The sequence below is a fragment of the Sphingomonas sp. DMC6 genome (assembly GCF_056314225.1).
This window is the reverse complement of the sequence record NZ_JBQUYT010000006.1, coordinates 47,560-61,819: the sequence shown is the minus strand read 5'-3', so window position 1 is coordinate 61,819 and position 14,260 is coordinate 47,560. Positions and strand designations below refer to the sequence as shown.

The window sequence follows — 14,260 nt, the reverse complement described above, 5'->3', positions numbered from 1 at the left end:
GGTCTAAAATCATTGGCTATGCTAGTGATTAATGTATTAGTTTTTCATTATAATTTGCATATTTTACTAATGCGTGGGGCATTCGGAAGTTTTTTTCTTCTGAAATCTGCTGAACTTGCTTTTTGGAGGGACGGGCAATGAAACTGGCAGTGGTGAAACACGATTTGGTGGATTGCCGTGCAGCCCATCGACGCGTCTATGCAGTCGAGCAGCTGGACGGGGATACATGGCGTCCTTTTCAGCAACTCGTAGTCACCAGCGAGGGCGCGACGCTCGGCGGCGAGTTGATCGACGCGATCGGCTACCAGGGGGCGAGCCACGCGCTCGTGCTACGCGGCCGGCAGAGCGATGGAAGTTTTAGCGCGCGCCTCGATCTCACCGAATGCGGGCACGGCTTTGTCGGTTCGATGTCGACCGGCACTTCCGATCCGGTCTCGATCCGCGGGGCCGCGATCGAGTCGGTGTACCACACGCAGCGCCAGCCAGCCGACCAGCCCACCGCACCCTGGGTCGATTGGGACAATTTTATCATCAAGACCGAATGGCACGATGGCGAGCTGCAGGTCCTCTATTTTCTCGGCACCACCGATGTCAGCGATCGCGTGCGGGTAACCAGCGTCGATCGGCGCAAGGGCGAGACGACGCTCGAAATGCCGCCCGATTTCCTCAACCCGCCCTTCGCGCAGAACCAGTTTCTGATCGTGCTCTCCTCCGGTAGTCACTCGTTCCTCGGTACCTATGCCGATGACGCGGATACGCCGTTCCAATGGCGCGGTTCGCTTGCCCCAGCCCAGCTGGCGCAGCGAGCGCCGCTCTTTGCTGCGACAGCAGTGGCGCGCCGGGTCATTCGCTCGGCGGTTGCAGCCGAACCGGACCCTACCCGCCTGCAGGAGCTGGACAATATCTCCTCGATCCAGATCGTCACCGGCGAAGACGGCAAGCAAATCACGGTCGATTACGCGCAGACGACGTGCGGCGGCTATTTCAGCCGCTGCCTCGCGAACGGCCTCGAGCCGAAATGGATCGAAGGCATTTACGGCCATGGCTTCTCCGTGCCCGATGGCGTTCAGCGGGTCTTCGACGAGAAGAAGCAGTTCTTCTCGTCCAACTCGGTGCTGAGCACCGGACAGATGCTCTATGACAATTTCGCCCGCGATGAACATTACAAGGACTTGATCAAGCGGATTAAGCCCGATGCGCTGAAGGCCGCGTGGGAGGAAATGGGCAAGACGACCAAAGAAGGCCCGAGCTACCAGGACGTCAGCGGTGCACTCTACATCGAGGGGTATCGCAACGGTGTCCCGGCGATGCAGCCCTTCCTCAAGGATGATCCCGAGCGCTGGGCCGAGGCCTATTTTAACTGGCTGAGCGCGCCCGAGCGCATTCAGACCTGGCAAATCCAGGTCGCAAGCAAGATGTTCGACAATGTCCGGCAGCGCATGTACGAATGGTATGTCAAGTTGCAGGTGCTGGCGCCCAATCGCGATTTCGGCGAGCGCTTCCTCACGATCGCCTATGCGGCGCTTCTCGGGGTCAATTATGCGAAGTCGCAATGGTCTGAGGATCTGCGACCCTTTCTTGAGGCGACGCTGCAAAACGCCCGTGATGGCACGACCGACCCGACTGTCATGGACGAAGCGCAGCGCCAGGCAGCCGAGGAGATTCAGGAGCAGATCCGCACGCTGATCCAGACGGCCGATCATATCCAGTCGCTGGTGACCGGCATCGCCGACGCGATCACCATCTGGCAGAACAAGCATGGCACCAGACCGTTGCAGCAGCTGGCCCAGGATGGCGAGTTGCAAAGGCTGGTTGGCGATCAGCTGCAAGGGCAGCAGTACCAGGCCTGGTCAGACCTGTCGCGCAAGGGCAAGGTTGGCGGGATCCTCCAGACCATGTTCTATGGCGCCAGCGCCGCCTTCCTGATCTACTCCATCGCCGACAGTGCGGAAAAGCCCTTGACGCCGCGGCAGATTGTCGCGGACGTCAGTATGGGCATTCTCGCGATGGCCTTGCTGGTCAAAGGTGCCCAGAAGATGTTTTCGCTGGGCGTCGGCCGCTTCCTCGAGAATTTCTCGCGCGCTGGTCAGGGTGGCGCCTTTCGAACCTTCGCGGGCGACATTGCAACGTGGTTCAAGCAAGGCGGCAAGATCGTCCCCGAAGGCAAGATGGGCAAGGCCTTCGTCGCGATCTTCGGGGAAAACGCAACCGAGTTCATGGCGAAACGGATCGGACCAGCAATGGCGGTGGTCGGGCTGGTCCTGTCCTCCTTCATGCTGGCGGATGCGATCCGCTCGGGCGTCATCCGCGATATTGTCTTCGAAGCGCTCAACACCTTCTTCGCCCTTGCCGATCTGGTCTTTATCGGGCTGGAGCTGTTCAGCGTCGCCTGGGCCGGCCCGGTCGGGCTGGCGGTGGCCGCCGTCGGCATTATCGTGGTGCTCGTCCAGCTGATCTGGAACTGGATCGATCCGCCGCCGCCACCGCCGGACCCCATTACCGATTTCGTCAACGGTCCGATGGTGCAGAAGGGCTTCGCTCGCACCTGACGCAGTGCCGGCGCCGGACCAGCTCGGGCGGCGCCGGCTTTTCTTGCCCGACTTTCGCGCGGAGGCCGCGACATGCAATTGCTCAATCCCGCCACCCCGCGGGTGGCGCTGCTCGGCAACCCCGATCCGCTGATCGAGGACTTGATCAACGTGCTGCCCGACTACAGCACGGGCGATCGCTTGCACGGCCTGTTCGTAAACAAGCTGATGGGCCGGTTGCCAGGCAATTACTCGCAGCTGATCGGAACGGGGCCGAGCTTCCTGAGCATCTTCTATCCGGGCTATCAGGCGTCGGCGCTGCTGCCACTCCTCGACAGTCTGGGGCTCGACGACAATTGGTGGAGTGACTTTTCGGTCGCGGTACTCTGCCAGGCAATCGCCGACATGGCGTCGTCGATCCGTGGACAGATGCTGGTCGACAGCATCAATGCCGATATTGCCAGCCGCAACGACGCCATTCGCACCCGATGCACGCGCGCCTATGCCGGCATGCTGAACGCGACCTTCCCTCCCATTTCCGACATTGTCCGCCGGCTCGATCCCGCAACCGCCAAACGCAAGTTCCACGACGCGTTGCTGCAGAACGTGCAGAGCCGCCAGCTCTGGTATCAGGCGGGGCAATGGACCAGCCCGGATTGGGAAGTGTTCAATCAATATGCCAAATATATGATCCTCGGCGCCTCGGACGCGGAGGTGGACGCGCTCGCCAACGAACTGTTCGCCGCCGGGTTGCCGCTGCCGGATGTTGTGAAGGCCAATGCCTGGCGCCGCTATTCCGAGCAGCTGCGCAACAAGCCTTCGGTCGACCAGAACGACATCCGCGACGTCGCCGCGGCAGGGATCCAGAAGACGACCTATCTGCCGAATTTCGGCGGCGGCATGCCCGCCCAGATGCCCAATGGCAACTGCTATGAGTTCACTGCCAACAGTCAGCCGGGCAATCGCTTCCGCCAGCCGCCGTCCGGCTCGTGCTTCACCGGTGATACCGAGATACTGGCCGGTGACGGCACCCCGATCCGCCTCGCCGATCTCCGCCCGGGGCAGATCATCGCGACGCGCAGCGGCGTCGCGACGGTCGGCTATATTCCGCGCCCGCCGCGGGCGGGGCGGACGCTCTACCGGCTGAACGGTGGTGGCCCCGTTTTCACCGCAACGCATCCGTTCGTGAACGGCGCTCCCGAGAATGCCGGGGAGGCCAGACCGGCAGTGCTGGCCATCGATCCCGCTTGGCTGGGCTGGCAGCTACCCAGCCTGGCGCCGGAAGGCATCGGCACGCTTGCGGAGGAGGCGACCGTGCTCGGCCGGATCGGCGGTGGGGCTGCGAGCGCGGTCAAGGTGACGGGCGTCGCCGCCTTGCCACCGGACACAGACGATACGCCGCTGTACGACGTAAACCTCAGTCCCGGAGGAGCCCAGGAATTCTGGGCCGGGAAGGACGGGGTCTTCTATCTGGTTGCGCCCGAATTCCCGGTCTTCGGTGCGGACGACGCCTGGGCCGTCGCCGCGGTCGCACTGTTCGAGGGGATGCTCGCTGGCGGCGCTCCCCTGATTACGGCGCGCGCGGAAGACGTCGTCGCCACGATCCAGCAGTTCGGGGCGGGGCTCTATACGCGCGCACTCGATGCCGCGCTCGCTGCTACGTCTGCATTTCCCCATCCGGCCCCGCCATCCTCGCCGGTTGCGGTGCGGATCGAGAGGATATTCGCTGCGCTTTCGGCGCTTCCGCCCGGCCCCGCGAGCGCAGTCGCGACATTGTTCGATTCGGCAATGGCGACGATCGGCGCGCGGCTCGCCGCCTCTGTCGTGCTCGGCTGGCGCGACTGTCAGACCCTGGGCGGCAGTGTCTTGTCGATCACCATCTTCGATCTCGCCTTGACGCCGTCCACGCCGATCCCGGCGGACACGCTGGTCCGTCTGGAGCTCCGTGCCAGCGGCGGGGAAGCGACGCTCGACACCCGCATGTGGGATCGGCGCGGCCGGACCAACACGCGTTTCCACCACTATTTCGATCAGGTCGTGCACGTCGCGATGCGCCCGGATCAAGCGCTCGAGCAGCTCGCCTTCGCTGTCGCAATCGACGACGCGCCCGTCGCCACGCTGGTCGGCCAGGTCCCGATCGGTGCGCCCGACGCGAGACATGTTTTCCAGTCGGCGCCGATGACAGACGCCTTCGGCAACGCAATTGGCAACGTAATGTTCGACTGGCGGATCATCAGCGAGGATGTGGCGACCCGCGAACTCGGCAACAGCGGCCTATGGACGCCGACAGCGGCTGCCGCCTATGCCGACGCGCTCGGATCGGGAATGGTGCAACCGGTGCTTACGGGACTAGAGGCGCTGCTGCCGAAACGCTGAGCGCCCGCATCCGCTCTTGCCCTTGCCCGGCGCGTCGCGCAGGCCGTGCACGGGAGCGCGCTCGCGCGGCCGATGCCGTGCGGGTCGGCATCAACCGTCAGTTGCGGGGCAGGGCACTCAGGCGGGTGATGAGGATGGCAGCGCGTTTGGCCTGGCGGCGGATGCTGGCAAGGTCGACCGTCTCGCCCGGGGCATGGTCGCCGGTGCTGTAGGTACCGAGCCCCGCCAGGCTGTCGACATCGTGCGCCACGAACGAAATATCGCCGGCCCCGCGCTTCAGCGGATCGAGCGCGGGCATTTCTGCAAGACCGAGATCGCGATTGACGCCGTTCAGTGCCGCCAGCAGCGCCCTGTTGCCCGCGGTCGGCGCCATGGCGGGATAGCCTTCGCCGAACTCGATCCTCGCGTCGGTGCCGGGCGCATGGGCGGCAACGATCGCTTCCATTTTTGCCCGTACCCGCGCGGTCTGCTCGACACTGAGCGTTCGGAAGTCGCCGGCGGCGATCGCCGTTGCCGGAATGATGTTCGTCTTGCCTGCGGCCGTCGCCACGCCGCTATCGTCGATCTGCGCACGCGCGCCGCCGGCGACGATGCCCGCATTGAAGGTGAGATTGGGCTCGGGGAGTTCCTGGCGGAAGCGCGCGAGGATTCGTACCAGTTCGTTGGTTGCGCCATCGCCAAATTCGGGCGTGAAAATCAACGAGCTGTGGCCGGTCTTTCCGCTCGCGGTGATCCGCCAGTCGGTGACCGAGCGGCGCGCGATAGAGCCCATGTCGCGGCCATCCTCGATCACCAGTCCCTCGAAATCGAGTGCCACATCCGCGCGCTTGCTAGCGGCGATCAGGTCGGCGCGGGACAGCGTTTGCGGGGTGCCGGCATCTTCCTCGTCGCCGGTCAGCACGATCTCGATAGTCGCGTTCTTGAGCGTGCCGGCGGCCTGCATCGCGCGCAGTGCGGCAACGATCACCACCATGCCGCCCTTGTCGTCGCCCGCACCCGGACCCTCGGCCTTGTCGCCAGTGCGGACGAATTTCTGGAAGGGCGAGCTCGGCTCGAAGACGGTATCAAGATGGCCGATCAACAGGATGCGCTTGCCGCCCGGCCTGCCACGATGTTCGGCAATCAGATGGCCGGCGCGGTGCACTTCCGCTATCGGTTTCCAGCGAACCGTGAAGCCGAGGGGCTCCAGCTCGGCGCACATCATCGCGCCTATTCTGGTCACGCCTTCGAGGTTGAGCGTGCCGCTGTTCTGATCCACCAGCCGCTGGAGCAGCGATACCGAGCGTTCATATTCGGCATCGACTGTACGGACGATCACCGCCTCAGGGGAGGAAAGGCGCTGCGCGTCCGCCGGCATCGCCGCGAGCGCCAGTGCGGCGCCCAGCAGACCCCGCCCGATCACAGCCGCGCCCCGCCGAGCTTGTAGGTGAGTTGCACGTAGAAGCTGCGCCCGACCCCGTCGAACCAAGAGATGTCGTAATAGGGGTAGGAGCCGTAGGTGCGGTCCTTGATCGGGTCCTGATCGAACAGGTTGTTGATCGTCCCCGACAGCCGGATGCGATCGGTGATGCTATACTGTGCGGAAAGATTGAACAGATAGCTCGCCTTGATCCTGCCCGTTTCCGCATAGTTGGGCAGTTCGCCCAGCCGCTGGCCGGTAAGGGTGGTCGAGAATTTGCCCAGATCCCAGGTGAGGCTCGCGGTGCCCTTGTCGCGGGGGATGTCGTAGCCGCTGTCATAGGCGAGCTTGCTGATCACCGGATCGCCCGGATACTGGCGGATACGGTGCGTGAACACATAAGTGTAGCTGGTGCTCAGCGCGAAGCTGCCTAGCGCCGCGGTCGGCACCCGGACATGCGCAGCGATGTCGATGCCGTCGGTTGTTTCCTCGGCGACGTTGATCGGGTTGATCGCGACGCTTTGCAATTGTCCGTCGAGCGCGCCGCCGACGTAACGCTGGACGCGGGCGAGCGCATCGACGCAGGTGGGCGAGGTGATGTCGACCGAAGTGCCCGCCACCGTCTTGCCGATCCGGCAATCGGCCTCGTCGCGCAGCAGCGTGTCGATGTTCATGTCGAGCACCTGGTTCTTCATCGCGACGCGGAAATAATCGGCCGAGACGTCGAAATGGCGCGAGGGCTGCCACACCACCCCGGCGTTGACCGAGGTGGAGGTTTCCGGGCGCAGCTTGCGGTTGCCGGTGCGACGCGAGACGATGCCTTCGTCGGCATAGCTGCAATCGGTGATGTCGCTCGGCTGGCCGGGATCGGTGCGGCAGAGATAATAGTCCGTGGCCGAAGGATGGGTATTCCCGGGGCCGCGGAACACATAGTTGAGGTCGGGCGCGCGGAAGCCGGTGCCATAGGCGGCGCGCAGCATCAGCTTGCTGGTCGGCCGCGCGATCGCCCCGAGATTATAGGTGAAGCGACCGAAACCGTTGCCGGCAAAGGCATAATGATCGTAGCGGCTGGCAGCGTCGATTTCGAGGAACGACAGGGCAGGCAGGCGCAGTTCGCCGCCCAGACCCCAGTGGCGGCGGGTTCCCTTGCCATCCGAATCGATCAGGCCGACATAATATTGGGTCAGCGCCAGCGGATCCGGCCGCAGGTCATAGCCCTGGTTGCCTGCCTCGGCCGCGATCGCGAGGCCCGCCGTGCCGCCGGGCAGCCGGAACAGATCGGTGGTGCTCACCGTCGCGGCGACATTGTTGACCCAGCTTTTCGGGTGATAGACCGAGGTCGCGGTAATCGAGCGATATTCCGCCGGGGTAAGTGGCTTGTACAGCCGGGCGGGATCGGCATCGAACTCAGGATAGCCCGAGGACGGGTCAACGCCCACCTGCGGCCCGAGGAAGAAGTCGTTCGCCTTGGAAATGACGACGTGCGGGAAAGCGACGCGCGCGCTGTATTCGGCGTGATTGACGTTGACCTCGTAGCTCCAGCTATCCGCGAACCGGCCCTTGATGCCCGGCGTGACATTGTAGCTGGTCGACCGGTTGCGCGTCAGCCCCTGGTCCAGTCCGCCCATTTCCTCGGGGGTGAACTGGCGGGTCCAGTTGTCGAGCTGGGCGCCGCTGTCGGTCTGGCCGGGTGACAGATATTTGGGGTTGTAGAAGGTGCCCTCTTCATTGCCGTTCGGCGCGATATAGTTCCAGCTCAGCACGTCGCGGAACAGCTTGAGGTTCGATCGGCTCACCTGCACGTCGAGGAACAGTTCGGCATGGTCGCTCAACGTGTAGCCGAGCGCGCCATAGCCGCTGATCGACTGGCGCTCCGAAATCATCGTCCCATAGGCAACCGAGGTGTTGCTGCCGCAGAAATAGCCGTCGCCGCTGATCGTGTCGCGGCGGGGACGCGAGGCATAATAGGTCGAGCCGCCGTTGAGTGAGGAAAGTGCGTCGCACGTCGCCTTGCCGGGGTTGATATAGTAGAGATATTCGTCGGCGCGCAGGAAGGTGCGCCGGGCGAGCGCCGGGCCGGTAGGATCGTCGGCGGTCGAATCCTGATTGCGCCGCTGATATTGCCAGAGCGGCCGCTGATCGAGCAGTTCGACGCCGACCACGCCGTGAAAGCCGCCCGTCTCCCAGCCGGTGGTGACGCTCAGCCGGTGCGACGATCCGCCGCCATGTTCGGTATCGCCGAAGCGATAGTCGATCCGGGTGCCGTCCGGCTTCGACTTGAGCTGGAAATTGACGACGCCCGAAATCGCATCCGAGCCATAGATGGCCGAGGCGCTGCCGCTCAGCACCTCGATCCGCTCGATCAGGCCTACGGGAATATTCGAGATGTCGGTGAAGTTGCTGTTGCCGTTGAAGGGCAGGGGGAAGTCGGCGATCCGGCGACCGTTCACCAGCACCAGCGTGTGATTGGGGCCCAGCCCGCGCAGATCGACCTGCTGGGCGCCGGGGGTGAAGTCGGCGCCGGCGAAGCTCTGCTGGCTCTGCGTCTCGCCGCCATTCTGGGTGATCGCGCGCAGTACATCGGGCACGCTCTGATAGCCGTTGCGCAGGATGTCGTCGGCGGTGATCGTCGTCACCGGTGCAGGGCCTTCCTTCTGAATGCGCGGGATCCGCGAGCCGAGTACGACGATCTCTGGGGCGCTCGCATCGCTTTGCGGTGCTGAGGGCACCGTCTGCGCAAACGCCGCCGCAGGAAGCACCCAAAGGCTGCATCCCGCCAGAAAAATCGCTGCCCGCCGCTGTTGCATGAACTCGACCCCCCCGAGAGAATGTGACATATTGATACTGGAAATCGCCAAAGTGGAATAACAAAAATGCAATCTGATGGCTTGTGGGGCACGATTTGCACAGGGTGACGGCAAGGAAGCCACTGGTCGCCTGCGCCTTGGCGCTGCTCTCGCTGCTCACGTTCGGGGAGCGCGCGCTTTCGCGCCCCGGGCCTGCCTATAGCTATTATGTCGTCGGCGACACGCAGGCTAAGCGCACGGCGCCCACCGCGCCGGCGCTGATGCTGGTGGGCGGCGGCGACTGGGACTATTCCGCGTTTCGCTGGTTCGCCGCGCATGCCGGACATGGCCATATCGTCGTGCTGCGCGCATCGGGAGAGGGCCAGGCGGGCGAAGAGATCTACCGCCAGGTCGGCGGCGTGGCCTCGGTCGAAACGATTGTCTTCCGCGATCGCAGCGCGTCGAGCGATCCGCGCGTGCTCGCAATCCTGCGTCATGCCGACGGCATCTTCCTGGCTGGCGGCGACCAGGCCAATTATGTCCGCTACTGGAAGGACAGTCCCGTGGCCCGCGCGCTCGACGCGCATGTTCGCGCCGGGCGCCCGCTCGGCGGGACCAGCGCGGGGCTCGCGATCCTGGGCGGCACCGCCTATGGCGCAATGGACGGCGGCAGCATCGAAAGCCCGGTGGCGCTCGCCGATCCGGCCGGGCCCGCAGTGACACTGGTCACCGGCTTCCTGCATCTGCCGCGCATGGCGCATATCGTTACCGACACCCATTTCAAGGTGCGCGACCGGCTGGGGCGACTGATCGCCTTCGTCGCCAAGGCCAGGCAGACGGATCCGCAGGCGATCGGCCTCGGCATCGACGAGGGCGCGGCCCTGTGTGTCGAGGCGGACGGGACGGCGCGGCTGCACACGCCGCCGGGCGGTCATGCCTGGCTGGTGCAGCCGGAAGGCACCGCGTCGCTCAGCCCGGGGACGCCGCTGGACTGGAGCGGGGTACGGATCACCGGCATCGGCCCGGAGGGGCGGATCGATCTCAACACCTTGCGGGTTACCCGCCCGGCGTTCACGGGCGTCGCCCGGGTTGTCGCGGGCAGGCTCATCGACGCGCCGAAGCCGGGATGACGGCGCGGGCAGAGGAGATCGACCAGCAGTTGCTGGCGCTGCTGCGCGCCGATGCGCGCCGCAACGTTTCCGAACTAGCCCATCTGCTCGGCATATCGCGCACTGCGGTGTACAGCAGCATCGAACGCCTTGAGCGTCAGGGTACCATCGCCGGCTATACCGTTCGGCTGGGCGACAGCTATGACCGCAGCCTGATCCGCGCCCATGTGATGATCAAGGTCTATCCCAAGGCTACGCAAGCGACGCAGGACCAGCTGGCAACGATGCCGGCGGTGGCGGCGCTCCACGCGATCTCGGGTGAATATGACCTGATCGCGATGCTGGAGGCCCAGTCCGTAGGCCAGTTGAACGACCTGCTCGATGCCATCGGCGCTTTGGAAGGCGTCGAGCGGACAACTTCATCGGTCATTCTCGCGACCAAGTTACAGCGGTAGGGGGCGCCTCGGCCGAGGCCGGGATCCTGCCGCTCCGGCGTTTCCTCGAGCTTTGTCGACGCGGCTGCTTCGCGCGCTCGCTGTTCCCGCACGATCCGCGCATCGACCGCTGGCTGACGGTGCTACGCGTCCACGACGCGCTCGCTGCGGGGGCCAGCCAGCGCGAAATCGGCGTCGCGCTGTTCGGCGAGGAGCGCATCCTGCTCGACTGGCGCGAAGCCGGCGATTCGCTGCGGTCTCGCGTCCGCCGTCTGGTGCGCGATGCCCGGACCATGGCGAGCGGGGGCTATCGCCGTCTGCTCCACCGCCCGCGTTGAGGGCGGGCGGCAAATAGGCTCGGAGTTATTCTTTCAAGCGTACCCGCGTCTCGGTCAGTGTCGCCTTTGTCGTGCTCCGTCAAGGCATCGCCTCTTGCAGCAACGTCCCGCAGGCAGTGTAGTCGAACATGGTGCCAAGTTGTTCCAGCGTTGCCTCGGGACGCTTGACCTGCTCCCCAGAAATCATGCCATTGGTAAGTTAGCTCGTCAGATGGAGACGAGTGATGCGGCGGAGCCGATTTACCGAGGATCAGATCATTGGTGTGCTGCGGGAGCATGAGGCTGGCGTGAAGACCGCCGACCTGTGCCGGAAGCATGGGATCAGCGATGCGACGTTTTACACCTGGAAGTCGAAATATGGTGGCCTGACGGTTTCCGACGCCGCGCGGTTGCGGGCGCTGGAGGACGAGAACCGTCGGCTGAAGAAGCTGCTGGCGGAGTCGATGCTCGACGTGTCGGCGTTGAAGGATCTGTTGGGAAAAAACTGACGCGGTCTGTGGAACGCTACGCTGCGGTGGAGAAGCTGATGGCCGATCACGGTTTCTCCGAGCGTCGCGCCTGCAGGCTGGCCGGGGTCAATCGGTCGGCGTGGCAATATGAGCCGCTTCGCGGGAAGGACGATGCTGTCCGCGAGCGGCTGCGCGAGATTGCGAACGAGCGTCGACGGTTCGGCTACCGACGGCTGGCGATCCTGCTGCGACGTGAGGGCAAGGGCATGAACCTGAAGAAGGTGTACCGGCTGTATCGCGAGGAGCGGCTGACGGTGCGCAAGCGTGGCGGCCGCAAGCGGGCGCTCGGCACGCGGGCACCGATGGCGATTCCGCAGGAACCCAATCAGCGCTGGTCGCTCGACTTCGTGTCGGACGCATTGGCCTGCGGCCGGCGGTTCCGCATGCTGAACGTCATCGACGATTACAGCCGGGAATGCCTGGCCTGTATCGTCGATACGTCGCTGTCGGGCCGGCGGGTCGTTCGTGAACTGAGCGCCATCGCCGAACGTCGCGGGCTGCCGTGCATGGTGGTCAGCGACAACGTCCTATGTCAGGAAGCAGCGCCGGGTTTTGGCCAGCAGATATCCATGCGCCGACAACCATCGGCGCGGCATGCAATCTGAGCCAGATGGCTCCCACCGTCAACGGGATCGCTCCCTGCCATAGCAAACACAGGATCCAGCAGCGCCGAAGCGGCCGTGGTCCCCACCATCCTTAAAACGAGATACGCACCCAGGTGGAAGGCCCGAACATTATCTACAGGGTCGCTCGACGAGCGCCCTCACGGCACTTGCAGAGAGGGGTCCTTCCACCTGGCATCCGACCGTTCGAGGAACGGCCGGTACTCTGTCCCCGTCTTGACGACGGCGTGAGCCACACGCGCCATCTTGGCGGTGAGCGCCGTCATCGCCTTGCGGCGACGGTCGGCGTCGTCCGCGTGCCCGGCAGTGTACCGTCCGAGCTTGTCGCGGAAGCTGTTGTCGCGCTGACGCGCGGCGACCTGAGCAGCCATCCAGAAGGTCCGGCGCAGGCGCGCGTTGCCGTACTTGGACAGCTTGGTGCGGCCGCGGAACGTGCCTGACTGACACGTTGCGAGATCGAGACCGCAGAACTTCAGGAACTGACGATGATGCTTGAAGCGGCGCAGATCGCCAGCCTCGGCCAGGATGGTCAGTGCGTTGATCGGACCGATGCCCGGAATGTTGCGCAGCAGCCGGTAGTCGACATCATCGGCGAGCCGCGTATGAGCCAGCCGCTCGATCTCGTCGCGCTGCTGAATGAGACTGCGGCCCTGCGCGATGACCATGCGGAACATGGTGATGGCTGCGGAGTCTTCCGGCACCGGCAGTGCCGCCGAGGCGGACGCCGTCTCGTAAATGTCGTTGATGAGCCGCGCCTTGGAGACCTTCCGGCCGATGAGCGGCCACGCCGCGGCCGCGAACGCCTCGCGGTCCAGCGCCGTGATAGTAGCCGGCGTCGGGAACCGCTCGATGAGCGCGAGGAACCAGTCGGACCGGCTGTTGCCTGCGAAGCGGGCGATCTCGGGGAAGTACAGCGGCAGGTAGTGAGTCAGGATCCGGTGCCAGGTCTGCGTCTTCATCCTGGAGATCATCTCGTGGGTTTTCGACAGCTCCTGCAGGTCGTTGATCCCGGCCACCAGCGGATCGACGTAACACTGTGTCGCACCGATCCGCAGCATGTGCAGGATGACCTGCGCGTCCTTGGGGTCGTTCTTGTCCCAGCCGTTGTGCAGCGCCTCGCGCGTTCGGGCGAGGGCGACCGACGAGATAAGGCGCAGCTCTAACCCCGCCATCAGCAGCCGATGTGCCAACGTGCGATGGTAATTACCCGTCGCCTCGAATCCTACGATGATGGGGCGACCGATGGCAGCGAGTTGCTCGGCAAAGCCGTCATAGTCCTGCCTGGTCGCCCTGACGGTCATCCGCCGACGCCGGCCGCCTTCCGGTCGCTCGATGAGGACCTCCTGCCGGTTCTTGGACATGTCGATGGCTACCAGCACGGCGCCAGCAGGCGTAGAGGTGAGCTTGGTCATGGTCGGTCGGCCTCCAAAGTGTTGTCTCGACAACCTCACTTTAGATACCTGCCGGCCGGCCATGGCTTGCTCTGATGAAGCCTGCGGCCGCTACGCGGCCTTGTCTTCATCAGGGCCATAGCGGCTCCCGAACCAGCGCTTCCCAATGTGCTACGGCACCGAGCTGACCTCGTCGGCCATTCTGCGCTGGTCGCAGGAACGGCGCGTCGAATGGCACTACATCGCGCCGGGCAAGCCGATGCAGAACGGCTTCGTCGAAAGCTTCAACGGGCGGTTGCGCGACGAATGCCTCAACGAGACGCTGTTCACATCGCTGGCCCACGCCCGCTTCGTGCTCGACGCCTGGCGGCATGACTACAACCACGTCAGGCCGCACTCGAAACTGGGCGGGAAGACCCCCGTCGAGATCGCCGGCCAAGGTGTCCGGGGGCATGCCCCCGGACACCTTGGCATCCCATCAAGCAACCATCATGAAGGAGCGAGACTCTACCTCTGACTGGTAACAATCAGGGGCGCACGTCATCTGCGACGGTGGATGACCTCGGCCTTGTAAAGGCCATTGATCGTCTCGGCCAAAGCGTTGTCGTAGCGGTCGCCGACGCTTTCTCTCCGCTAATTTACGCCGCAAGGTGTGCCGAATGTTCTGACGACGGACACTGCGGTCCGGTCATCGCCAATCTCCTCTCGGTCCTGCGGTTTGCTGCTTTCGTTCCCGCACCGCCCGATAACGCGCCCCATGACAGCAG

Annotated in this window: 7 protein-coding genes and 3 pseudogenes; 7 read left to right on the top strand and 3 right to left on the bottom strand. The window is 64.4% G+C overall.

Going from position 1 to position 14,260, the window contains the following annotated elements; genetic code table 11:
- Nucleotides 1-152 precede the first annotated feature (152 nt).
- Complete coding sequence (locus ACT53M_RS14710; RefSeq protein WP_476234258.1) at nt 153-2,549, top strand: hypothetical protein; 2,397 nt, start codon at nt 153-155, stop codon at nt 2,547-2,549.
- Between the two features lie 72 nt (nt 2,550-2,621).
- A complete protein-coding gene (locus tag ACT53M_RS14705) occupies nt 2,622-4,904 on the top strand; it encodes a Hint domain-containing protein (RefSeq protein ID WP_476234256.1) in 2,283 nt (760 codons plus the stop codon).
- 97 nt (nt 4,905-5,001) lie between these two features.
- Here ACT53M_RS14705 and ACT53M_RS14700 read toward each other — a convergent pair whose 3' ends face one another.
- Together ACT53M_RS14700 and ACT53M_RS14695 are read right to left on the bottom strand one after the other, a co-directional pair.
- The gene (locus tag ACT53M_RS14700; protein ID WP_476234509.1) at nt 5,002-6,303 is read right to left on the bottom strand and encodes a M20/M25/M40 family metallo-hydrolase; all 1,302 of its coding nucleotides are present in this window, start codon (nt 6,301-6,303) and stop codon (nt 5,002-5,004) included.
- On the bottom strand, nt 6,303-9,140 hold the full coding sequence (locus ACT53M_RS14695; RefSeq protein ID WP_476234255.1) for a TonB-dependent receptor plug domain-containing protein: 2,838 nt from the start codon (nt 9,138-9,140) through the stop codon (nt 6,303-6,305). The genes ACT53M_RS14700 and ACT53M_RS14695 overlap by 1 nt, the downstream gene beginning before the upstream one ends.
- A gap of 74 nt (nt 9,141-9,214) precedes the next feature.
- Here ACT53M_RS14695 and ACT53M_RS14690 point away from each other — a divergent pair, with 74 nt between their 5' ends.
- From ACT53M_RS14690 to ACT53M_RS14675, 4 genes and pseudogenes are all read left to right on the top strand, one after another.
- Nucleotides 9,215-10,219, top strand: a complete 1,005-nt coding sequence (locus ACT53M_RS14690; protein WP_476234253.1) for a cyanophycinase — start codon at nt 9,215-9,217, stop codon at nt 10,217-10,219.
- Nucleotides 10,216-10,653 (top strand): Lrp/AsnC family transcriptional regulator, encoded by a 438-nt coding sequence (locus tag ACT53M_RS14685; RefSeq protein WP_476234252.1) that lies wholly within the window; start codon nt 10,216-10,218, stop codon nt 10,651-10,653. The genes ACT53M_RS14690 and ACT53M_RS14685 overlap by 4 nt, the downstream gene beginning before the upstream one ends.
- Entirely contained in the window at nt 10,620-10,970 is a 351-nt protein-coding gene (locus ACT53M_RS14680) for a DNA -binding domain-containing protein (RefSeq protein WP_476234508.1), read from the top strand. Before ACT53M_RS14685 ends, ACT53M_RS14680 begins: the two co-directional genes overlap by 34 nt.
- Nucleotides 10,971-11,194: 224 nt before the next feature.
- Nucleotides 11,195-12,003: pseudogene (locus ACT53M_RS14675) on the top strand (IS3 family transposase); the annotation flags it as partial.
- 214 nt (nt 12,004-12,217) lie between these two features.
- Here the strand turns inward: ACT53M_RS14675 and ACT53M_RS14670 are convergent.
- Nucleotides 12,218-13,514: pseudogene (locus tag ACT53M_RS14670) on the bottom strand (IS110 family RNA-guided transposase).
- A 154-nt stretch (nt 13,515-13,668) separates the two neighbouring features.
- Here ACT53M_RS14670 and ACT53M_RS14665 point away from each other — a divergent pair.
- Nucleotides 13,669-14,010: pseudogene (locus ACT53M_RS14665) on the top strand (integrase core domain-containing protein); the annotation flags it as partial.
- Nucleotides 14,011-14,260 lie beyond the last annotated feature (250 nt).

Coding starts and splice junctions, on each gene's coding strand:
- ACT53M_RS14705 (WP_476234256.1), top strand. CDS start 2,622: ATGCAATTGCTCAATCCCGCCACCCCGCGGGTGGCGCTGCTCGGCAAC.
- ACT53M_RS14695 (WP_476234255.1), bottom strand. CDS start 9,140: ATGTCACATTCTCTCGGGGGGGTCGAGTTCATGCAACAGCGGCGGGCA.
- ACT53M_RS14685 (WP_476234252.1), top strand. CDS start 10,216: ATGACGGCGCGGGCAGAGGAGATCGACCAGCAGTTGCTGGCGCTGCTG.